This is a genomic window from Pseudomonas sp. BTN1, assembly GCF_001907715.1.
Lineage (GTDB): Bacteria > Pseudomonadota > Gammaproteobacteria > Pseudomonadales > Pseudomonadaceae > Aquipseudomonas > Aquipseudomonas paracarnis.
Genome location: NZ_MPBM01000075.1, coordinates 1 through 22,224 on the forward strand (window position 1 = coordinate 1; position 22,224 = coordinate 22,224).

The 22,224-nt window shown below is 60.8% G+C and carries 18 protein-coding genes; 16 read left to right on the top strand and 2 right to left on the bottom strand.

Going from position 1 to position 22,224, the window contains the following annotated elements:
* Positions 1-264 precede the first annotated feature (264 nt).
* The 15 genes from rnr (at position 265) to BMH52_RS27205 (ending at position 20,163) form a co-directional block, all read left to right on the top strand.
* Positions 265-2,892 (top strand): ribonuclease R, encoded by a 2,628-nt coding sequence (rnr, locus tag BMH52_RS27135; protein WP_014716673.1) that lies wholly within the window; start codon positions 265-267, stop codon positions 2,890-2,892.
* Positions 2,889-3,650, top strand: coding sequence for a 23S rRNA (guanosine(2251)-2'-O)-methyltransferase RlmB (gene rlmB / locus BMH52_RS27140; RefSeq protein WP_003188074.1), 762 nt, complete (start codon positions 2,889-2,891; stop codon positions 3,648-3,650). The genes rnr and rlmB overlap by 4 nt, the downstream gene beginning before the upstream one ends.
* Before the next feature lie 294 nt (positions 3,651-3,944).
* Positions 3,945-4,364, top strand: a complete 420-nt coding sequence (gene rpsF, locus BMH52_RS27145; protein ID WP_003188075.1) for a 30S ribosomal protein S6 — start codon at positions 3,945-3,947, stop codon at positions 4,362-4,364.
* Positions 4,365-4,393: 29 nt separating this feature from the next.
* Positions 4,394-4,624, top strand: coding sequence for a 30S ribosomal protein S18 (rpsR, locus tag BMH52_RS27150; RefSeq protein WP_002551829.1), 231 nt, complete (start codon positions 4,394-4,396; stop codon positions 4,622-4,624).
* Between the two features lie 36 nt (positions 4,625-4,660).
* Entirely contained in the window at positions 4,661-5,551 is an 891-nt protein-coding gene (locus BMH52_RS27155) for a hypothetical protein (protein ID WP_073845618.1), read from the top strand.
* An 18-nt stretch (positions 5,552-5,569) separates the two neighbouring features.
* Positions 5,570-6,016: a 50S ribosomal protein L9 gene (gene rplI / locus BMH52_RS27160; RefSeq protein WP_003171376.1), complete on the top strand. Its 447-nt coding sequence runs from the start codon at positions 5,570-5,572 to the stop codon at positions 6,014-6,016.
* 110 nt (positions 6,017-6,126) lie between these two features.
* Positions 6,127-7,524, top strand: a complete 1,398-nt coding sequence (gene dnaB / locus BMH52_RS27165; RefSeq protein ID WP_003188079.1) for a replicative DNA helicase — start codon at positions 6,127-6,129, stop codon at positions 7,522-7,524.
* A 208-nt stretch (positions 7,525-7,732) separates the two neighbouring features.
* Positions 7,733-10,036 carry a YgiQ family radical SAM protein gene (locus BMH52_RS27170; RefSeq protein WP_003188080.1) on the top strand — a complete coding sequence of 768 codons (2,304 nt, stop codon included), beginning with the start codon at positions 7,733-7,735 and terminating at the stop codon, positions 10,034-10,036.
* A 202-nt stretch (positions 10,037-10,238) separates the two neighbouring features.
* A complete protein-coding gene (locus BMH52_RS27175; protein WP_014716676.1) occupies positions 10,239-11,171 on the top strand; it encodes a hypothetical protein in 933 nt (310 codons plus the stop codon).
* Complete coding sequence (locus BMH52_RS27180; protein ID WP_073845620.1) at positions 11,168-11,617, top strand: hypothetical protein; 450 nt, start codon at positions 11,168-11,170, stop codon at positions 11,615-11,617. Before BMH52_RS27175 ends, BMH52_RS27180 begins: the two co-directional genes overlap by 4 nt.
* Positions 11,618-11,783: 166 nt before the next feature.
* Complete coding sequence (locus BMH52_RS27185; protein WP_073845622.1) at positions 11,784-12,704, top strand: NAD synthetase; 921 nt, start codon at positions 11,784-11,786, stop codon at positions 12,702-12,704.
* Positions 12,701-13,150 (top strand): hypothetical protein, encoded by a 450-nt coding sequence (locus BMH52_RS27190; RefSeq protein WP_020301625.1) that lies wholly within the window; start codon positions 12,701-12,703, stop codon positions 13,148-13,150. The genes BMH52_RS27185 and BMH52_RS27190 overlap by 4 nt, the downstream gene beginning before the upstream one ends.
* Before the next feature lie 187 nt (positions 13,151-13,337).
* Positions 13,338-16,628, top strand: a complete 3,291-nt coding sequence (locus BMH52_RS27195) for a DUF2126 domain-containing protein (protein WP_073845624.1) — start codon at positions 13,338-13,340, stop codon at positions 16,626-16,628.
* Between the two features lie 158 nt (positions 16,629-16,786).
* Complete coding sequence (locus tag BMH52_RS27200; RefSeq protein WP_073845626.1) at positions 16,787-19,273, top strand: circularly permuted type 2 ATP-grasp protein; 2,487 nt, start codon at positions 16,787-16,789, stop codon at positions 19,271-19,273.
* Positions 19,273-20,163, top strand: coding sequence for a transglutaminase family protein (locus BMH52_RS27205; protein ID WP_020301622.1), 891 nt, complete (start codon positions 19,273-19,275; stop codon positions 20,161-20,163). Before BMH52_RS27200 ends, BMH52_RS27205 begins: the two co-directional genes overlap by 1 nt.
* 131 nt (positions 20,164-20,294) lie before the next feature.
* Here the strand turns inward: BMH52_RS27205 and BMH52_RS27210 are convergent, their stop codons facing one another.
* A complete protein-coding gene (locus BMH52_RS27210) occupies positions 20,295-20,477 on the bottom strand; it encodes a hypothetical protein (protein WP_014716683.1) in 183 nt (60 codons plus the stop codon).
* Between the two features lie 333 nt (positions 20,478-20,810).
* Here BMH52_RS27210 and azu point away from each other — a divergent pair, with 333 nt between their 5' ends.
* Entirely contained in the window at positions 20,811-21,257 is a 447-nt protein-coding gene (gene azu / locus BMH52_RS27215) for an azurin (RefSeq protein WP_014716684.1), read from the top strand.
* A gap of 136 nt (positions 21,258-21,393) precedes the next feature.
* Here azu and nadE read toward each other — a convergent pair whose 3' ends face one another.
* Entirely contained in the window at positions 21,394-22,221 is an 828-nt protein-coding gene (gene nadE, locus BMH52_RS27220) for an ammonia-dependent NAD(+) synthetase (protein ID WP_014716685.1), read from the bottom strand.
* Positions 22,222-22,224 lie beyond the last annotated feature (3 nt).

Sequence of the window (22,224 nt, forward strand, 5' to 3'; positions counted from 1 at the left end):
CACCTGAAGCTGGCGTGTCTACCAATTTCACCACCTGGGCAGCATCAACAACGTTGCCGTCGTCGATGGCGCGCACTATACGGAGCGATATTTGAGCTGTAAACCCCTGCCATGAAAAAAGCCTGGAAAATTTCACCAGCGGTCGTGCAAGGTGCGTGGCGGGGGTCGTAAAGGTCTTTTAAACGCTTGTTGAGACCTGAAATTTCCCGTTTCAATACGCGTATGCCAAACTAACCCACATATAGACAAGGTGAAAACTCTCTAATGGCCGATTGGCAGTCCCTCGATCCCGAGGCCGCTCGTGAAGCGGAAAAATATGAAAACCCTATTCCTAGCCGCGAACTGATCCTGGCGCACCTCGCCGATCGTGGTTCGCCTGCTAGCCGCGAGCAGTTGGTCGAAGAATTCGGTCTGACCACCGAAGACCAGCTCGAAGCCCTGCGCCGCCGTTTGCGTGCGATGGAGCGCGATGCTCAATTGATCTACACCCGTCGTGGCACTTACGCGCCGGTAGACAAGCTCGACCTGATCCTGGGCCGCATTGCCGGCCACCGCGACGGCTTCGGCTTCCTGATACCGGACGATGGCAGCGACGACCTGTTCATGAGCCCGGCGCAAATGCGTCTGGTGTTCGATGGCGACCGTGCCCTGGCGCGGGTTTCTGGCCTGGACCGCCGTGGTCGTCGTGAAGGCGTGATCGTCGAAGTGGTGTCCCGTGCCCACGAATCTATCGTCGGCCGTTACTTCGAAGAAGGCGGCATCGGCTTCGTGGTGCCGGATAACCCGAAGGTGCAGCAGGAAGTGCTGATCACACCGGGCCGCAATGGCGCCGCCAAGGTCGGCCAGTTCGTCGAGGTGAAAATCACCCACTGGCCTACTGCGCGCTTCCAGCCCCAGGGCGATATCGTGGAGGTGGTCGGCAACTATATGGCGCCGGGCATGGAAATCGACGTTGCCTTGCGCACCTACGATATTCCTCACGTCTGGCCTGATGCCGTGCTCAAGGAAGCCGCCAAGCTCAAGCCGGAAGTCGAAGAGAAAGACAAAGAAAAACGTATCGACCTGCGCCATCTGCCGTTCGTCACTATTGACGGCGAAGATGCCCGCGACTTCGACGATGCGGTCTACTGCGAAGCCAAGCCTGGCAAGCTGCGCCTGTTCTCCGGCGGTTGGAAGTTGTACGTCGCGATTGCCGACGTCTCCAGTTACGTGAAGATCGGTTCGGCCCTGGATAACGAGGCTCAGGTGCGCGGCAACTCCGTGTACTTCCCAGAGCGCGTGATTCCGATGCTGCCTGAGCAGCTGTCCAACGGCCTGTGCTCCCTGAATCCGAAAGTCGACCGTTTGGCCATGGTGTGCGAGATGACCATCTCCAAAACCGGCGAAATGACCGACTACCAGTTCTACGAAGCGGTGATCCACTCCCAGGCGCGTCTGACCTACAACAAGGTCAGCACCATCCTGGAAACGCCGAAGACCAGCGAAGCCAAGGCTCTGCGTACCGAGTACGCTGGCGTGGTGCCGCACCTCAAGCAGCTGTACTCGCTGTACAAGGTGTTGCTGGGTGCCCGTCATACCCGTGGCGCGATCGATTTCGAAACCCAGGAAACCCGGATTGTCTTCGGCTCCGAGCGCAAGATTGCGGCGATCACCCCGACCACCCGTAACGACGCGCACAAGCTGATCGAGGAGTGCATGCTGGCGGCCAACGTGGCCACTGCCGAGTTCCTCAAGAAGCACGAAATTCCTGCGTTGTACCGTGTGCACGACGGCCCGCCGCCGGAGCGCCTGGAAAAACTTCGCGCCTTCCTCGGCGAACTCGGCCTGTCCCTGCACAAAGGCAAGGATGGTCCTACGCCTAAGGATTACCAGGCCCTGCTGGCCAGCATCAAGGACCGTCCGGATTACCACGTGATCCAGACCGTGATGCTGCGATCCCTGAGCCAGGCGGTGTACAGCGCCGATAACCAGGGCCACTTCGGCCTGAATTACGAGGCGTACACCCACTTCACTTCGCCGATTCGCCGCTACCCGGACTTGCTCACGCACCGGGCGATCCGCAGCGTGATCCATTCCAAGCAGAACACCCCGCACGTCAAGCGCGCCGGTGCCATGACCATTCCGAAAGCACGGATCTATCCGTACGACGAAGCGGCCCTGGAACAGCTGGGTGAGCAGTGCTCCATGAGCGAGCGCCGCGCCGACGAAGCCACCCGCGACGTGGTGAACTGGCTCAAGTGCGAGTTCATGAAGGATCGCGTGGGCGAGTCGTTCCCTGGTGTCATCACCGCCGTGACCGGCTTTGGGCTGTTCGTCGAGCTGACCGACATCTACGTCGAGGGCCTGGTGCACGTCACCGCCTTGCCGGGTGATTACTACCACTTCGATCCTGTGCATCACCGCCTGGCGGGCGAGCGCACCGGTCGCAGCTTCCGTCTGGGCGATACCGTTGAAGTGCAGGTCATGCGTGTCGACCTCGACGAGCGCAAGATCGACTTCGGCATGCCTGACAAGCCGGCAGAGCCTGCGGGTCGTAAAAAACGTGGTGAAACCACAGCGCCTGCGTCCAAAGGCAAAGCGACCACTGCAAAAACCACGGCCGAGCCTGCACCTGCCAAGGCCGGTCGTCGTTCTTCCGCCAAGGACAAGGCCCCTGAAGCCTACCGCCCAAGCGACGCTGCGGCGAAAAACGCCGAGCTGCGCAAGAGCCGCGAGTTGAAGCAGCAGTTGCTCAACGAAGCCAAAAGCGGTGGTAAAGCGGCGTCTGGGGGAAAGTCTCACGGGGCGGAAAAACCGTCGAGCAAGCCAAGTAAACACCGTAAAGGCCCGCCAAAAGCGGGTTCGGCTCCCGCAAAAAGCGGCGGGTCGCGCAAACCTAAGGCCAAGTCATGAGTCTGGAAAAAATCTACGGCGTGCACGCCGTAGAAGCACTGCTGCGTCACCATCCCAAGCGCGTCAAGCAGGTGTGGTTGGCCGAAGGTCGCAGCGAGCCGCGCGTACAGGCGCTGGTCGAGTTGGCTACGCAGAATAAGGTTGCCATCGGCCAGGCCGAGCGTCGTGAAATGGACGTGTGGGTCGAAGGCGTTCACCAAGGTGTGGTGGCTGACGTCAGTCCGAGCCAGGTGTGGGGCGAGGCGATGCTCGACGAGCTGCTCGACCGTACCGAAGGTGCGCCGTTGCTCTTGGTGCTGGACGGCGTGACCGACCCGCACAACCTCGGCGCCTGCCTACGTTCGGCGGATGCTGCCGGTGCGCTGGCGGTGATCGTGCCCAAGGACAAGTCCGCGACCCTGACGCCGGTGGTGCGCAAGGTCGCCTGCGGTGCGGCGGAAGTGATTCCGCTGGTGGCCGTGACCAACCTTGCGCGTACCCTGGAGAAGCTCCAGCAGCGCGGCCTGTGGGTCGTGGGCACGGCGGGGGAGGCTGAGGTCAGCATTTATGACCAAGACCTTACCGGCCCTACCATCCTGATCATGGGCGCCGAAGGCAAAGGCATGCGCCGGTTGACCCGTGAGCATTGCGATTACCTGGTGCACCTGCCGATGGCTGGTAGCGTCAGCAGCCTCAATGTGTCGGTTGCGACGGGTGTTTGCCTGTTTGAAGCCCAGCGTCAGCGTGGTGCGAAAGCCAAGGCCAAGCCCAAGAAGTGATCAAAATGTGGGAGCGGGCTTGCCCGCGATGACGGAGTGTCAGTCAGCAGAGATGTTGCCGGTGCCATGGTCATCGCAGGCAAGCCCGCTCCCACATTGGTTCTGTGGTGTTTATTCAGGATTGTTCAAATAATCACCAATTGCCTTGCGCCGCTTCTCCCCCTTCTCTACAATTGCGCCCCTTGCCTTCCTGGCAGGCACCGATGTGCCTCCCCTGCGGCAAGATCCATAAGTGTCATTCACTCCTTGTCTGACCGTTTTTGAGCGGCAGGCTACAACCCGTAAGGAGCATTCATGCGTCATTACGAAATCATCTTTTTGGTCCACCCGGATCAAAGCGAGCAAGTCGGCGGCATGGTTGAGCGTTACACCAAGCTGATCGAAGAAGACGGCGGCAAAATCCACCGTCTGGAAGATTGGGGCCGTCGTCAACTGGCCTACGCAATCAACAATGTTCACAAGGCTCACTACGTGATGCTGAACGTTGAGTGCACTGGCAAGGCCCTGGCCGAGCTGGAAGACAACTTCCGCTACAACGATGCAGTGATCCGTAACCTGGTCATCCGTCGCGAAGAAGCCGTTACCGGCCAATCCGAGATGCTCAAGGCTGAAGAAAACCGCAGTGAGCGCCGTGAGCGTCGCGATCGTCCTGAGCACGAAGGCGCTGAAAGCGCTGAAGGCGAAGAGAACGACAGCGATAACGCTGACGAGTAATCCACGGACCTTATTAAGGAGCCTATCAAATGGCACGTTTCTTCCGTCGTCGTAAATTCTGCCGCTTCACCGCTGAAGACGTGAAAGAGATCGATTACAAAGATCTCAACACTCTGAAAGCCTACGTATCCGAGACCGGCAAAATCGTTCCAAGCCGTATCACCGGTACCAAAGCACGTTATCAGCGTCAGCTGGCCACCGCTATCAAGCGCGCCCGCTTCCTGGCCCTGCTGGCCTACACCGACAGCCACGGCCGCTGAGACCGGGCAGTCGACAAGTAGTAAGGGATTGAATGCATGCGCGCCTTAGCTGAGTTCATCATGCGCGGTCGCGTGCAGGCCACTCTGGTAGTGGCTGGATGTGCGGCATTGCCGTTGCTTTATTGGTTGGGTGCTGCCGCAGGTTGCCTTGTGCTGCTGCGGCGCGGTTTGAAGGACGCCCTTGGCGTTCTTGCCCTGGGTTTGTTGCCGGCCTTGATCTGGCTGCAAATGGGTGATCCACGGGTACTTCTGGTACTGCTGGGGTCATCGAGCCTTGCGTTGGTTTTGCGCGCAAGTGAGTCCTGGGTCCGTACGCTGCTGGTCAGCGTGGCATTGGGGTTGGTGTACTCAGTGATGCTTGGCGCGGCTTTCCGCCCGCAAATCGAGGCGCTGGCGCAGGAGATCGTCAAGATCCTGCCGTTGGCTCTCGGGGATCTCTACCAGCAGTTGTCGGTAGATGAGCGAGCGCGGTTTGCGTCACTGATTGCCCCGGTCCTGACTGGCCTGATTGCGGCTTTGTTGCAGGTCGTCAGCGTGCTGAGCCTGATTCTTGGGCGTTATTGGCAGGCGTTGTTGTACAACCCGGGTGGTTTTGGTCGCGAGTTTCGCAGTATCAGAATCCCAGCGGGGCCGGCGATGTTGCTGCTGGCGTGCATGGTTGTCGGGCCGAACTTCGGCCCACAGATGGCCTTGCTGGCGCCGATTTGCAGCGTACCGCTGGTGTTTGCCGGGCTGGCCCTGATTCATGGGCTGGTTGCGCGAAAGCGCCTGGCCAGGTTCTGGCTGGTGGGGTTGTACGTCACGCTGTTGCTGTTCATGCAGCTGATCTATCCGTTACTCGTGGTCTTGGCCATTGTTGACAGCCTGATTGATTTTCGCGGTCGTCTGGCGTCGAAAGACGCCGATAACGCGAACGGTGAAGGTTAAAAGTTAGAGGATTTTCACATGCAACTGATCCTTCTGGAAAAAGTCGCCAACCTGGGCAACCTGGGCGACAAAGTGAACGTTAAGGCCGGCTACGGTCGTAACTACCTGCTGCCATACGGCAAAGCCACCGCTGCAACCGCTGCCAACCTGGCTGCGTTTGAAGAGCGTCGTGCTGAGCTGGAAAAAGCCGCAGCAGACAAAAAAGCGTCGGCCGAAACTCGCGCTGCCCAACTGGCTGAGCTGGAAGTGACTATCACTGCCACCGCTGGTGACGAAGGCAAGCTGTTCGGTTCGATCGGCACCCACGACATCGCTGATGCACTGACCGCCTCCGGCGTTGAAGTGCAGAAGAGCGAAGTTCGTCTGCCGAACGGCACCATCCGCAACGTAGGCGAATTCGACGTAGCCGTGCACCTGCACGCCGAAGTTGAAGCCACCGTACGCGTTGTCGTGGTAGCAGCTTAAGTCGCACCTAACTGACTGGCACCTCGCGTGCCAGCCGGTTAACATCGGGCACGATCCTGTTTACAGGTCGTGCCTTTTGTTTTTCTACACACCCCAAATTCCAAGTGGCCATGAACGAAATCTCCGCTCCTGAGCAATACGATCTGCAAACCGCTGCCCTGAAGGTGCCGCCGCATTCCATCGAGGCCGAACAGGCCGTGCTCGGTGGCTTGATGCTGGACAACAACGCCTGGGAACGCGTGCTGGATCAAGTCTCGGACGGTGACTTCTATCGTCATGACCACCGCCTGATCTTCCGCGCCATCGCCAAGCTGGCCGACCAGAACTCACCGATCGACGTGGTAACCCTGGCCGAGCAGTTGGACAAGGAAGGCCAGACCTCCCAAGTGGGTGGCCTGGGCTACCTCGGTGAGCTGGCGAAAAACACGCCGTCCGTCGCCAACATCAAGGCCTATGCCCAGATCGTCCGCGAGCGCGCCACCCTGCGCCAGTTGATCGGCATCAGCACTGAAATCGCCGACAGCGCCTTCAACCCCGAAGGCCGCACTGCTGCCGAGATCCTTGACGAAGCCGAGCGGCAGATCTTCCAGATTGCAGAAGCACGGCCCAAGACCGGCGGCCCGGTCAGCGTCAACGACCTGTTGACCAAAGCCATCGACCGCATCGACACCCTGTTCAACACCGACGCGGCTATTACCGGTATTTCCACCGGCTACACCGACCTCGACGAAAAGACCAGCGGCCTGCAGCCGTCCGACTTGATCATCGTCGCCGGCCGTCCGTCGATGGGTAAGACCACCTTTGCGATGAACCTGGTGGAAAACGCCGTTCTGCGCAGCGACAAGGCGGTGCTGGTGTACTCCCTCGAGATGCCAGGTGAATCGCTGATCATGCGTATGCTCTCGTCTCTTGGCCGTATCGACCAGACCAAGGTGCGTTCCGGTCAACTTGAGGATGACGACTGGCCGCGCCTGACCTCGGCGGTCAACCTGCTCAACGACCGCAAGCTGTTTATCGATGACACCGCCGGTATCAGCCCGTCCGAAATGCGCGCGCGTACCCGGCGCCTGGTGCGTGAGCATGGCGACATCGCCCTGATCATGATCGACTACCTGCAGTTGATGCAGATCCCGGGTTCCAGCGGCGACAACCGTACCAACGAGATTTCTGAAATCTCTCGTTCCTTGAAGGCGCTGGCCAAGGAATTCAACTGCCCGGTGGTGGCGTTGTCCCAGCTCAACCGTTCCCTGGAACAACGTCCCAACAAGCGTCCGGTGAACTCCGACTTGCGGGAATCCGGAGCGATCGAGCAGGACGCCGACGTGATCATGTTCGTGTACCGCGACGAGGTGTACCACCCCGAGACGGAACACAAGGGCATTGCCGAAATCATCATCGGCAAACAGCGGAACGGCCCGATCGGGTTTATCCGGTTGGCGTTCATCGGCAAGTACACGCGTTTCGAGAACCTGGCGCCGGGTAGCTACAACTTCGACGACGACGAGTAATTTGTGGGAGCGGGCTTGCTCGCGAAGGCGGTGGATCGGCCAGCAGGTGTATTGACTGACACACCGCCTTCGCGAGCAAGCCCGCTCCCACATTTGAATGGGTTCACAATTCAGGGTCACCACAATTCCGACTACTACCGTCGGAATTGGTCAAAATTTGTGCTATATTCCGCGCCCGCGATTTTTCATCTTCACACCGGTCACCGTCATGCAAACAGCCAAGCCGTTATTTGACTATCCCAAGTACTGGGCCGAATGTTTCGGTCCTGCGCCATTCCTGCCGATGAGCAGGGAGGAGATGGATCAGCTTGGCTGGGATTCGTGCGACATCATCATCGTCACCGGTGATGCCTATGTTGACCACCCATCGTTCGGCATGGCGATCATCGGCCGGCTGCTGGAGTCCCAGGGCTTTCGCGTCGGGATCATTGCGCAGCCGAACTGGCAGTCCAAAGACGACTTCATGAAGCTCGGCGAGCCGAACCTGTTCTTCGGCGTCGCGGCCGGCAACATGGACTCGATGATCAACCGCTACACCGCCGACAAGAAAATCCGCTCCGACGACGCCTACACCCCCGGCGGCATGGCTGGCAAACGCCCCGACCGTGCAAGCCTGGTGTACAGCCAGCGTTGCAAGGAAGCCTACAAGAATGTACCGATCGTACTCGGCGGCATCGAAGCTTCCCTGCGCCGCATCGCCCACTACGACTACTGGCAAGACCGCGTGCGCAACTCGATCCTGATCGACGCCACCGCCGATATCCTGCTGTACGGCAACGCCGAGCGGGCCATCGTCGAAGTTGCCCAGCGCTTGTCGTGGGGCCACAAGATCGAAGACATCACCGATGTGCGCGGTACTGCGTTCATTCGCCGTGACACGCCGGCGGGCTGGTACGAAGTGGACTCCACGCGCATCGACCGTCCGGGCAAGATCGACAAGATCATCAACCCGTATGTGAATACCCAAGACACCCAGGCCTGCGCCATCGAGCAGGAAAAAGGTCCAGTCGACGATCCGGAAGAAGCCAAGGTTGTGCAGATCCTCGCCAGCCCGCGTATGACCCGTGACAAGACCGTGATCCGCCTGCCATCGGTGGAAAAGGTCCGCGGCGACGCGGTGCTCTATGCCCACGCCAACCGCGTGTTGCACCTGGAAACCAACCCAGGCAACGCCCGTGCCTTGGTGCAGAAGCACGGAGAAGTGGACGTGTGGTTCAACCCGCCGCCCATTCCCATGACTACCGAAGAAATGGACTACGTGTTCGGTATGCCTTACGCCCGCGTGCCGCACCCGGCATACGGCAAGGAAAAGATTCCGGCCTACGACATGATCCGTTTCTCGGTGAACATCATGCGTGGCTGCTTCGGCGGCTGCACCTTCTGCTCGATCACCGAGCACGAAGGCCGCATCATCCAGAACCGTTCCGAAGAGTCGATCATTCGCGAAATCGAAGAGATCCGCGACAAGGTGCCGGGCTTTACCGGGGTGATCTCCGACCTCGGCGGCCCGACTGCGAACATGTACCGCATTGCCTGCAAGAGCCCGGAAATCGAATCCGCGTGCCGCAAGCCGTCGTGCGTGTTCCCTGGCATCTGCCCGAACCTGAACACCGACCACTCGTCGTTGATCCAGCTGTACCGCAGTGCCCGTGCGTTGCCGGGTGTGAAGAAGATCCTGATCGCTTCCGGCCTGCGCTACGACTTGGCCGTCGAGTCGCCGGAATACGTCAAAGAACTGGTCACCCACCACGTCGGTGGCTACCTCAAGATCGCCCCGGAACATACCGAGGAAGGTCCGCTCAACCAGATGATGAAGCCGGGCATTGGCAGCTATGACAAGTTCAAGCGCATGTTCGAGAAGTACACCAAGGAAGCGGGCAAGGAGCAGTACCTGATCCCGTACTTCATCGCCGCCCACCCCGGCACCACCGATGAAGACATGATGAACCTGGCCCTGTGGCTCAAGGGCAATGGCTTCCGTGCCGACCAGGTGCAGGCGTTCTACCCGTCGCCGATGGCCACCGCCACCGCGATGTACCACTCGGGCAAGAACCCGCTGCGCAAGGTCACCTACAAGAGCGACGCGGTGACCATCGTCAAGAGCGAGGAGCAGCGCCGCCTGCACAAGGCGTTCCTGCGTTACCACGACCCGAAGGGCTGGCCGATGCTGCGTGAAGCATTGACCCGCATGGGCCGTGCCGACCTGATCGGGTCGGGCAAGGACCAGTTGATCCCGCTGCACCAGCCGTCCACCGACAGCTACCAGAGCGCCCGGCGCAAGAACTCGACGCCGGCCGGCAGCCATAAGGTCGCCAAGGAAACCACCACCAAGATCCTCACCCAGCACACCGGCCTGCCACCCCGTGGCAGCGACGGCAGCAATCCGTGGGACAAGCGCGAGCAAGCCAAGGCTGCGGCCCAGGCGCGCAATAAGCAGGCGGCCAAAGAGCGCAGCGATGCGGCCAAGGGCAAGGGCGGCAAGCCTACGCGCAAGCCGGTTGTGCCGCGTTGATCGACGCCTGAAATGCAAAACGCCAGCCTCGTGCTGGCGTTTTGCTTTCTGGTCGGTGGTGAGTCTGTTTGGTAAGGTGGCGCCCATTAGATTGCTATCGCAGGCAAGCCAGCTCCCACACTTGGAATGCATTCCCCTGTGGGAGCTGGCTTGCCTGCGATGAGGCCGGTCTGGGCACTCTCGATTTCAAGGAAGAACACTTATGGGCAACCCCTTGCTCAACATCGGCATGGACTCCAACCGCTCCCAATTCATGGCGCGCCAGCGCATTGAGAGCCAGATCAACCTGCCGCGGCTGTTCGCCGTCATTGACGCCGACCCCAGCATCGTCGGCGCTGGCGTGGTGTACATCGACGCCGACTTCAACGTGATCACCCTGCGCGAATTCAAGCCCATCTGCAGCATCAAACCCAAGCGCGTCATTTTGCGCGAGGCGCAGAAGTACATCTCGCCGGCGCAGTTCGTCGAGCAGGTGAAGACCGACCCCCGTGAAGGGCGACTCCAGAAGGAGGCCTTTGATATGGGGCTTTCCTGTGGGGCGGCGGTGATCGGTTGGATCGTGGTGTTCAGTGGCAGCGTCGCCGTACCCTTCACTGCCGGCGCCAGTGCTTTTGTGGTGGGTATTGGTGTCACAGCGGCGCTGGCCAGCAGTGCTCAGTGCGGGTTTGGCGTGGCCCGTACCTATAACGAGATCCTTGACCCAGATGCCAACGACCGCATGGACGACGCCCAGTGGTATGGCGCGGTGTCACCGATTCTCGATGCCGCGTCGTTGGTCGGGATCGGAACGGGAGCCTTCACCACATTAAGGCTACTCAAGGCCAAAAAAGCCGCTGCGTTGGGCAAGAGCTGGTATGAATTGCTCAAGGGCTTGAATCGCCAGGAGCGCAAGAAGTTGACCCAGGAATTGCTCAGTCTCAAAGACCCAAGCCTGACCCCCAAGTTGCTCAAGTTGCAGCAGCGCGCCGGCACGTTGCCCAAGCGCTACAGCTCCACGGAAATTCGTCATGCCACGCTCACCCAGCTCAAGGACGCCTTGGGCGGCATGTTGGGTATCTGGGGCAGCTATCGAACCGGTCACGTTGGCTCGGCATCGACGCTTGCCATTGGCCTGTATGAGGAACTGACGGAATGAAGGGGTTTCCCGATAGGCGCAGTTTCCTTGCGCGTTATTTTCCGGTGTTCATGGGCACCATCTTCATGGCGATTTTCTCTGGTTCGGTGGCTGTCTCCACGGCGGGCGTGACCTATTTGCGCGGTGTTGAGCCGGCGCTCAAGGCCAACTACTCCGGGGCTGCAATGCTGGTGCTGGTGGCAGTGTTGGTGTTTGGCAATGTGATGATTGCACGCGGGTATCCCTGGGCGACCCGGCTGGTGGCGGGCTACCTGGTGTGTTGCCTGCTGTTCGTGTTGCCGATGATTCAATACGGCCTCAATACCCTGGTGTACGGCTCGGCGGTGCTGTTTCCGCTGCTGGGCTTGCTGCTGCTCAACAGTAAGCGCCATCGTGAAATGCGCCAGCGGTTACTCGAAATACGTCACCTGCGTCGGGCGGTGATTGCGCAACGCAAGGCCCGTTGATTAGGTAGGTTTATTGGCGGTAGGTGGCCTGTTTGTTAGGGTGGCGCCCATCAGATTGCTATCGCAGGCAAGCCAGCTCCCACAGGGGAATGCATTTCAAGTGTGGGAGCTGGCTTGCCTGCGATGAGGCCGGTCTGGGCACTTTCAATGTCAAGGAAGAACACTTATGGGCAACTCCTTGTTCAACATCGGCATGGATTCCAACCGCTCTCAATTTATGGCGCGCCAGCGCATCGAGAGCCTGATCAATCTGCCACGGCTGTTTGCGGCCATCGATGCTGACCCCGGCGTTGTCGGTGCTGGCGTGGTGTATATCGATGCCGATTTTAATATCGTCACTCTGCGCGAATTCAAGCCCATCTGCAGCATCAAGCCAAAGCGTGTCATCCTGCGCGAGGCGCAGAAATACATCGCGCCGACACAATTCGCTGATCACGTAGTAAACAATCCACGGGAATCCAGGCTGATCGGCGAGGCCGTAAATACCGGATTCTCTTGCCTGGGTGCTGTCATCAGTTGGGCTGCGATTGCCAGCGGTACTATTCTGGTTCCTTTCAGTGCCGGCGCGAGCTCAGTCATTGTGGTGGTGGGGTACGCGGCCGCAGGCGCGAGTTCGCTCCAGTGCTTCAATGGCATTGCCCGAACGACCCTTGAGGTGGCCAAGCCTGAGGTAAACGATTGGCTCGACAGTGAAGGCTGGTACCAGAATGCATCCATTGTGCTGGACGCGGCATCGTTGGCCGGTGTGGGCGCTTCAGCCCTGACGACGGTCAAGCTGGTCAAGGTCGCTAAGGCATCGACGGGCAAGAGCCTGCGGGAAGTGCTACGCGGCTTGAACCGTCAGGAGAGGGCCAAGCTGACCAAGGAACTACTGAGCATCAATGATCCCAGCCTGACCTCGAAGATGCTCAAGCTCAGGCAGGCATCGGGTGAGCTCTCCAAGCGTTTCACCCCGACGCAACTCAAGCAAAGCACCAGTACTCAGATCAAAGATATCCTGGGAGCGACCGTCGGGTTCGGAGGCAGCGCCTACTCTGGGAACGTCAATACCATTGCGATAGGCTTGTACGAGGAAATAAACGAATGAGTGAGCTGATGACGCTGCGCGACTTCTTCAGGCGTCACTTCTTGACGTTTCTGGGCGGCGTATTTGCTGCGTACTTTTCGCTGGCACTTGCAGTGGCGCTGGCTTTCGTTACCTATTTTCGTGATGCGCCCCTTGCTCAAGTCGGGCTCAAGATCTTGGTCGCAGGTGCATTGCTTATCTTGTTGACGGTCCATAGCAACTTTATGATCCTGCGGGGCAAACCTTCGTGGGCATGGGTGATGGTCGCCATCTACGCTGCCTGTCTGTTGTTTGTGCTCCCAATGATTCAGTACAACCCACACAGGGTTCTCTATAGCCTGTCGCTGATTTTCCCGCTGTTCGGCCTGCTGGTGCTCAACAGCAGCGGGCAGCGAGAGATGCGGGCAAAACTTGTGCAAATTCGTCAACTGCGCCAAGCCCTGAATACCAGGCGTACTACGCCTTAACTGGGTAGATTCACCACCTGCACTCAGCCCGGCGCTACAAATGTGTGCAGCGCCTGCACCATAGCCGCAACGTTGGCGCTGTTTTGGTGCTGTACTGCACCGGGCCTGACGTTTTAGTGCAATGACGACTGCTGTGGCATAAGTCTTGCGCGCGTTGTGCTTATGCCCTGGCTCGCAGGAGGCCGCCGTGTCGATTCATGTCGCGTTGCACCACGTTACGCATTACCGCTACGACCGTGCAGTTGAACTCGGCCCGCAGATCGTGCGGCTACGCCCGGCGGCCCATAGCCGTACGCGGATACTGTCCTACGCGTTGAAGGTGTTGCCCGAGCAGCATTTCATCAACTGGCAGCAAGACCCCCAGGGCAATTACCTGGCGCGCCTGGTGTTCCCGGAAAAGACTGACGAGTTGCGCATTGAAGTCGACCTGGTCGCCGAGATGGCGGTGTTCAATCCGTTCGATTTTTTCCTGGAGCCCTACGCCGAAAATATCCCGTTCAGCTACGCCGCCGATGAGCAGCGCGAGCTGGCGCCGTATCTGGAAACCTTGCCGCTGACGCCAAGGTTGGCTGCGTACCTGGCCGGTATCGACCGCACGCCGCTGCCTGCTGTGGATTTCTTGGTCGGCCTCAACCAGCGCCTGGCCGCCGATATCGGTTACCTGATTCGCATGGAGCCGGGCGTGCAAACTCCGGAATTTACCCTGGAAAACGCATCCGGCTCCTGCCGCGACTCGGCCTGGTTGTTGGTGCTATTGCTGCGCAACCTCGGATTGGCGGCGCGATTTGTCTCTGGTTATCTGATTCAACTGACCGCTGACGTCAAAGCCCTCGACGGCCCGTCCGGTACCGAGGTGGACTTCACCGACCTGCACGCCTGGTGCGAAGTGTATTTGCCCGGCGCTGGCTGGATTGGCCTGGATGCCACGTCCGGGTTGTTCGCCGGTGAAGGGCATATCCCCTTGGCCTGTAGCCCCGATCCATCGTCCGCCGCGCCCATCAGCGGGTTGGTGGAGCCGTGCGAATGCGAGTTCACCCATGAGATGTCGGTGGAGCGCATCTGGGAAGCGCCACGGGTGACCAAGCCCTACACCGAAGAACAATGGTTGGCGATCCAGGCCCTGGGCCGGCAGATCGACGGCGACCTGCTCAAGGACGACGTACGCCTGACCATGGGCGGCGAGCCGACCTTCGTCTCTATCGACGACCCAGACGGCGCCGAATGGAACACCGCAGCCCTGGGCCCGGACAAGCGACGCCTGTCGGCCGAGCTGTTCCAGCGCCTGCGCCAGCACTATGCGCCCAAGGGCCTGGTGCATTTCGGCCAAGGCAAGTGGTACCCCGGGGAGCAATTACCACGTTGGTCGCTCAACTGTTATTGGCGCCGCGATGGCGTGCCGATCTGGCACAACAGCGCGCTGATCGCCGATGAGCAAGAGGACTACGGTGCCGACGGGGTGATGGCCGGGCGTTTCCTGGCCAGCGTCGCCGAACGCCTAAAACTGCCGGCGCGCTTTGTGTTCCCGGCGTTCGAGGACAATTTCTACTACCTGTGGCGCGAAGGGGCGCTGCCCCAGAACGTCACCGCTCAGGACCCGCGTCTGAGCGACGACCTGGAGCGTGAACGCCTGCGTAAAGTCTTCAGCCAGGGCCTGGATAAAGTCATCGGCCAGGTGCTGCCGCTGGCACGCACGGCGGCCGATGACCGCTGGCAGAGTGGGCGTTGGTACCTGCGCGACAACCATTGCCGCCTGGTGCCGGGGGATTCGCCGCTGGGCTATCGTCTGCCGCTCGCTTCGCAGCCCTGGGTGACGGCGGCGGAGTATCCGTTTGTGCATCCGACCGACCCTAACCAGGATCAGCCGGAGCTGCCGACCAGCGCCCAGTTGCAAAACCATGGCGAGCCCGCGCCGGGTGATGAGCGTGTGCCCAAGGTCGACGAGTCCGCCGACTGGCTGACCCGTACCGCGCTGTGCGCCGAAGCACGAGAAGGCCGCCTGTACCTGTTTATGCCGCCGCTGGAGCGCATCGAGGATTACCTGGAGCTGGTGACTGCCATTGAGGCCACCGCCGAAGAGCTGCATTGCCCGGTACTGCTGGAGGGCTACGAGCCGCCAGCGGATACGCGCCTGAGCAATTTCCGGGTCACGCCAGATCCCGGTGTCATCGAGGTCAACGTACAGCCATCCGCCACCTGGGACGAGTTGGTGGAACGCACCGAATTCCTCTACGAAGAGGCCCGGCAAACCCGCCTGACCACCGAGAAGTTCATGATCGACGGGCGCCATACCGGCACCGGTGGCGGTAACCACTTCGTACTCGGCGGTGCGACGCCCAAGGATTCGCCCTTCCTGCGCCGACCGAACCTGCTGCGCAGCCTGATCAGCTACTGGCATAACCACCCGTCGTTGTCCTATTTGTTCTCCGGCCTGTTTATCGGCCCCACCTCCCAGGCACCCCGGGTGGATGAGGCGCGCAACGATGCGCTGTATGAACTGGAAATCGCCTTCGCGCAGATGCCGGCACCGGGCGAGGACTGCCCGCCATGGTTGGTGGATCGCCTGTTGCGCAACCTGCTGATCGACGTGACGGGTAATACCCATCGCGCCGAATTCTGTATCGACAAACTTTACTCACCCGACGGCGCCACTGGCCGCCTGGGGCTGCTGGAATTGCGCGCCTTTGAAATGCCCCCCCATGCGCGCATGAGCCTGACCCAGCAGTTGTTGCTGCGGGCGCTGGTCGCGCGGTTCTGGCGCGAGCCCTATGCGCCGCCGAAGCTGGCGCGCTGGGGCACTGAACTGCATGACCGTTTCCTGTTGCCGCACTTTATCGAGCAGGACTTTGCCGACGTGATCGTCGAGCTGAACGCGGCTGGTTACCCGCTGCGAGCCGAATGGTTCGCGGCGCATCTGGAGTTCCGTTTCCCCAAGGTGGGCGACTACGCCGTCAGCGGTATCGAACTGGAACTGCGCCAGGCCTTGGAGCCTTGGCATGTGCTGGGCGAGGAGGGCGCGGTGGGGGGCACGGTGCGCTATGTGGATTCGTCCCTGGAGCGCCTGCAAGTGAAGTTGAGCGGGTTGCCACCGCAACGCTACCTGCTGACCTGCAATGGCGTGCCGGTGCCGCTGCAACCGACCGGCCGCGTCGGTGAGTTCGTGGCGGGGGTGCGTTATCGCGCCTGGCAACCGGCCAACTGCCTGCAACCGACCATCCCCGTGCATGCGCCGCTGGTATTTGACCTGCTCGACACCTGGATGCAGCGTTCGTTGGGCGGCTGCCAATACCATGTGGCGCACCCGGGCGGGCGCAATTACGACAGCCTGCCGGTGAATGCCAATGAGGCGGAGAGCCGGCGCATGGCGCGGTTTTTCCGCTTGGGGCATAGCCCGGGCAAGCTTGTGGTGCCGACTGTAACGGTAAACGATGAGTTGCCAATGACCCTGGATTTGCGGCGTTTCACAAAAAATAAGGAATGAACATGATCCAAGTGTGGGAGCTGGCTTGCCTGCGATAGCGGTGGTTCAGTCGATAGTTCTGGTGACTGACACACCGCTATCGCAGGCAAGCCAGCTCCCACATTGGATCGTAGTGAATTTGAGTTAACCTGACTTCCCTTGCCTCTGCCGAGCGTTCCATGTCCGACTTGCTCGACCGTTACCCGCTCACCGCGGGTACCTATCACGAACTGCTGGACGCCAGCGGCGCGGTGCGTGCCCATTGGCGACGCTTGTTCGATCACCTGCAACGCAGCACGCCCGCACAACTGGCCCAGCGCCAGGCGTTGCTGACGCGCCAGATCCAGGAAAACGGCGTGACCTACAACGTCTACGCCGATCCCAAGGGCGCCGACCGCCCCTGGGAGCTGGACCTGTTGCCCCATGTGCTGGCGGCCGAGGAGTGGCAGCAACTGTCGGCCGGCATCGCCCAGCGTGCGCGCCTGCTCAATGCGGTACTGGCCGACCTGTATGGCCCGCAGCGCTTGATCAAGGAAGGCTTGCTGCCCGCCGAACTGGTGTTCGGGCATAACAATTTTCTGTGGCCGTGCCAGGGTATCCAGCCGCCCGACGGTGCGTTCCTGCATCTGTACGCGGTCGACCTGGCACGCACGCCGGATGGCCGCTGGTGGGTCACCGCCGACCGCACCCAAGCCCCGTCGGGCGCCGGCTACGCCCTGGAAAACCGCACCATCGTGTCCCGCGCCTTCCCGGACCTGTACCGGGATATGCAGGTGCAGCACCTCACCGGTTTCTTTCGCACGCTGCAGGAGACCCTGGCGCGCCAGGCCCCTGGCGATGACCAGCCGCCACTGATCGTGCTGCTCACGCCGGGGCGTTTCAACGAAAGCTATTTCGAACACCTGTACCTGGCGCGTCAGCTCGGCTACCCCCTGGTAGAGGGCGGCGACCTCACCGTGCGCGACAGCACCGTGTTCCTGAAAACCCTCAGCGGCCTGCGCCGGGTGCATGCGATCATGCGTCGCCTCGACGATGATTTCTGCGACCCGCTGGAACTGCGCACTGACTCGGCGCTCGGCGTGCCGGGCCTGCTCGACGCCGTGCGTCAAGGCAACGTGCTGGTGGCCAATGCCTTGGGCAGTGGCGTGCTGGAGTCCCCGGGGCTGCTGGGCTTTTTACCCAGGATCAATGAGTTTTTGTTCGGTGAAGCCTTGATCCTGCCGTCGATTGCCACCTGGTGGTGCGGTGAAGCGCCGGTGCTTGCCGAAGCCTTGGAAAAACTCCCGGAACTGCTGATCAAGCCGGCATTTCCCTCACAAAGTTTCGCTCCGGTGTTTGGTCGCGACCTTGACGACGAACAGCGCCAGGCCCTGGCCGAACGCATGCGTGCGCGGCCCTATGCCTATGTCGCCCAAGAGCTGGCGCAACTGTCTCAGGCGCCCGTATGGCACACCGTGGATGACCACCTGCAACACCGTGCCATTGGTATGCGTGTCTACGCCGTGGCCAGTGAAGACGGTTATCGGGTACTGCCTGGCGGCCTGACTCGCGTGGCGGCCGACGCCGATGCCGAGGTGGTGTCGATGCAGCGCGGCGGGGCGAGCAAGGACACCTGGGCGCTCGGTGAACGCGTGCCGGGTGGCGAGCAATGGCGCGCCCAACGCACCATTGGCGCCTATGACCTGGTGCGCCGCGATCCCTATCTGCCCTCGCGCGTGGTGGAAAACCTGTTCTGGTTCGGTCGTTACTGCGAGCGCTGCGACGACAGTGCGCGCTGGCTGCGTATCGTACTGGCGCGGTATGTCGATGGCGACGATCCGCTGGCGTTGCAGGCCGCCGTCGAACTCGGCGAAAGCCTGCGCCTGTTGCCGGAGGAGGGCGAGCTGCCGGAGCGTCTGCTCGCCGCCTTGCTGGGTGATGACTGGCCTTCAAGCCTGCGCGCCAATTTGCAGCGCTTGCAGTGGGCGGCGTCCCAGGTGCGCGGCAAGTTGTCCAGGGAAAACTGGCAGGCCCTGGTGGAGCTGCAACGCGAAGCCATGGAACTGGAAAGCGACACTGCAGACTTTGGCGAGCTGCTCGACTTTCTCAACCGCCTGGTGATGTCCCTGGCGGCACTGTCCGGGTTTGCCCTGGACGACATGACCCGCGATGAGGGCTGGCGCTTCTTGATGATGGGCCGGCGTATCGAGCGTCTGCAGTTTCTGAGCAGCAGCCTTGCGGCGTTCCTGCGTGGCGTGGCGGTGTTCGATCAGGCCGGGCTGGAATGGTTGCTGGAGCTGGGCAACAGCAGCATCACCTACCGCTCGCGCTACCTGGCGGTGCCGCAGTTGATCCCGGTGCTCGACTTGTTGCTGCTCGACGAGCAGAACCCCCATGCGGTGCTGTTCCAGCTCAAGTTGGTGAGCCGCACCCTGCGCCGTCTCAATGATGATTTTGGCGTGCCCCGTGAAACCGGGCTGGCGCCGTTGGTCGAGCGCCTGGCGCGTTTTGACCTGGGCTGCCTGGAGGACGGCCTGTTTGGCGAAACCAGCGTGCGTGCCGCGCTGGACGGCCTGGCCGACTTGCTGCAAGCGGTGGCCGATGAAAGCGGGCAGGTGTCGGATCGCCTGGCGCTGCGCCATTTTGCCCACGTGGATGATGTCAGCCAGCAAACGGTGTCGGTGTAATGAGCGCGCGCTACCAGATTTTCCACGATACCCATTACCACTATGACAGCCCGGTGTCCCTGGCCCAGCAACTGGCGCACCTGTGGCCAAGGCCGTGCGCCTGGCAGAAGTGCACCTGGCAGCAGTTGGATATCAGCCCGGAACCCACCTCGCGCCGCGACGAACTGGACGTATTCGGCAACCCGATCACTCGCCTGGCGTTCGAACGGCCCCATGATGAATTGCTGGTGAACGCCGGGCTCACCGTGGAAGTGCTGGCGCGACCCGCTCTGGACTTCCAGCGGTCGCCGCCCTGGGACCACACCCGCGACAGCCTGACTTACAGCAGCCAGGCATTGAGCGCCGAACTGATCGAAGCCTGTCGTTATCGCTTCGAGTCGCCCTATGTCCATCTGAAGAAAACTTTCGTCGAGTTCTCCGAAAGCTGCTTCCCGCCCGGCGAGCCTTTACTGCTGGGCACGCAGGCATTGATGGAGAAGATCTTCAGCGAATTTACCTTCGATGCCGAAGCCACCCAGGTCGCCACGCCGCTGGTTGAAGTGCTGGAGCGCCGTCGTGGCGTGTGCCAGGACTTCGCTCACCTGATGCTTGCCTGCCTGCGTTCCCGTGGCCTGGCGGCGCGCTATATCAGCGGCTACCTGCTCACCCAGCCACCGCCCGGCCAGCCACGGCTGATTGGCGCGGATGCTTCCCATGCGTGGGTTTCGGTGTTTTGCCCGGTATCAGGCTGGGTGGATTTTGACCCGACCAACAATGTGCAGCCGGCGCTGGAGCACATCACCCTGGCCTGGGGCCGGGATTTCTCCGATGTGTCGCCGTTGCGTGGGGTGATTCTGGGGGGAGGCAGCCACGACCCGGAGGTGCGGGTGACGGTGATGCCGCTGGAATGAAAAACGATCATTCCCACGCTCTGCGTGGGAATGCCTGCTGTGACGCTCTGCGTCACCCTTGCGCTGGCTTCAAGCCTGGTGCGGGACGCGGAGCGTCCGGGGCTGCATTCCCACGCGGAGCGTGGGAACGATCATTCAGCTGGGTCTTTCGGGGTTTCGGTCTCGTCAGTTGCCGCTTCACCTTCGGCATCCGGGTTCAGCGCGCCGGCTTCTTCCTCTGCAGCGGCTTTCTTGCGTTGCAGCTTTTCCTCTTTCTTCTGTTCCTTGGCCAAGTCTCTCTGACGTTTGGCGAAGGAGTAATTAGGTTTGGCCATGGGCGATCCTCTAGGGTCGAAGGTGAGGGTGGGCGGCGCGCAGCTGCCTCGGGTCGTCATGGTAGCAGCTTCAGGGGGCCCTTTGCTTTCACTTACCGCAGGCGTAGGCAGCCAGAAGGCCGTTGAACAGGTGATTGAGGTGCATGGCATGAACTCCCGTGAGTGATGGGCCGATCATAATCAGGGTGCGGCAGTTTGGCTGGTTGATTGTGTTGATGAAGCTGATAGCCTAAAGTTGTATACAATCTGTTGATTCAGATCATAAGAACTCAAGCCTGATTGAGGCACCCTTACCGCAATCCGCGTTTTTAAAACCCTGCCTTGGAGATTCACATGTTTGCCAAACTCGTTGCTGTTTCCCTGCTGACTCTGGCGAGCGGCCAGTTGCTTGCTGCAGAGTGCAAGGTCACTGTCGACTCCACCGACCAAATGTCGTTCAACACCAAAGCGATTGAAATCGACAAGAGCTGCAAGCAGTTCACCGTTGAGCTGACTCACTCGGGTAACCTGCCCAAGAACGTGATGGGCCATAACTGGGTGCTGACTACCGAAGCCAATATGCAACCGGTGGCAACCGACGGCATGGCTGCGGGGATCGACAAGGATTACCTGAAAGCCGGTGATGAGCGCATCATCGCCCACACCAAGATCATCGGTGCCGGCGAGAAAGACTCGGTGACCTTCGACGTCTCCAAGCTGAAGGCCGATGAGAAATACAGCTTCTTCTGCTCGTTCCCAGGCCACATCTCGATGATGAAAGGTGCTGTGGTTCTGAAGTAAGACCGCGTTATCGTTCATCGCACGCAAGCCAGCTCCCACATTCGACCGCATTCCCATGTTGGAATCCGGTCAAGTGTGGGAGCTGGCTTGCCTGCGACGGCGATGTGACAATCAATGCAAAACGATCAGGTTCACCTCAAGGCGCAAACGGCATCACCCGCTTGTGCTCAGTCTTGCGATAGGTCTCGCAGATAATCCTGAACGCCTCCTCACGCACCGGCTCACCCTGCAGGAACGCATCAATCTCGGCATAGGTCACGCCATGTGACGCCTCGTCCGGCTTGCCCGGCGACAGGTCTTCCAGGTCGGCGGTCGGCACCTTCTCCACCAGCGATTCCGGCGCACCAAAGTGGCGGGCAATGGCTCGCACCTGATGCTTCACCAGCCCGCTCAACGGCGCCAGATCGCACGCGCCATCACCGAACTTGGTGTAGAAGCCCATCACCGCTTCCGCCGCATGGTCGGTGCCGATCACCAGCCCACCGGCCGCGCCGGCGATGGTGTACTGCGCCACCATACGCATGCGCGCCTTGGTGTTGCCCAGCACGAAGTCACGGGACGCCGCGGCCTTGCCTTCAAAGGCGGCCACTTCATTGGCCAGGGCTTTAACCGCCGGGCCGATGTTCACGGTGTGACGTTCATCCGGCTCGATAAAGTCCACCGAGGCCTGGGCGTCGTGCTCGTCGAACTGGGTTTCGTAGGGCAGGCGCACGGCGATAAAGCGGTACGCCTCATCGCCGGTGCTGGCGCGCAGTTCCTGCACCGCACGTTGGGCCAACAGGCCTGCGGTCAGGGAGTCGACACCACCACTGATGCCGAGCACCAGGGTCTTGAGCCCGGAATTGCGCAGGCAGTCCTGGATAAAGGCCACGCGCCGGGCAACCTCGGCTTCGAGTGCGGCCTGGTCCTTGAACGGGGCTTGCACCTTGAGCTGTTGTGCAATCTCACGCTGTACGGCTTGCATGAT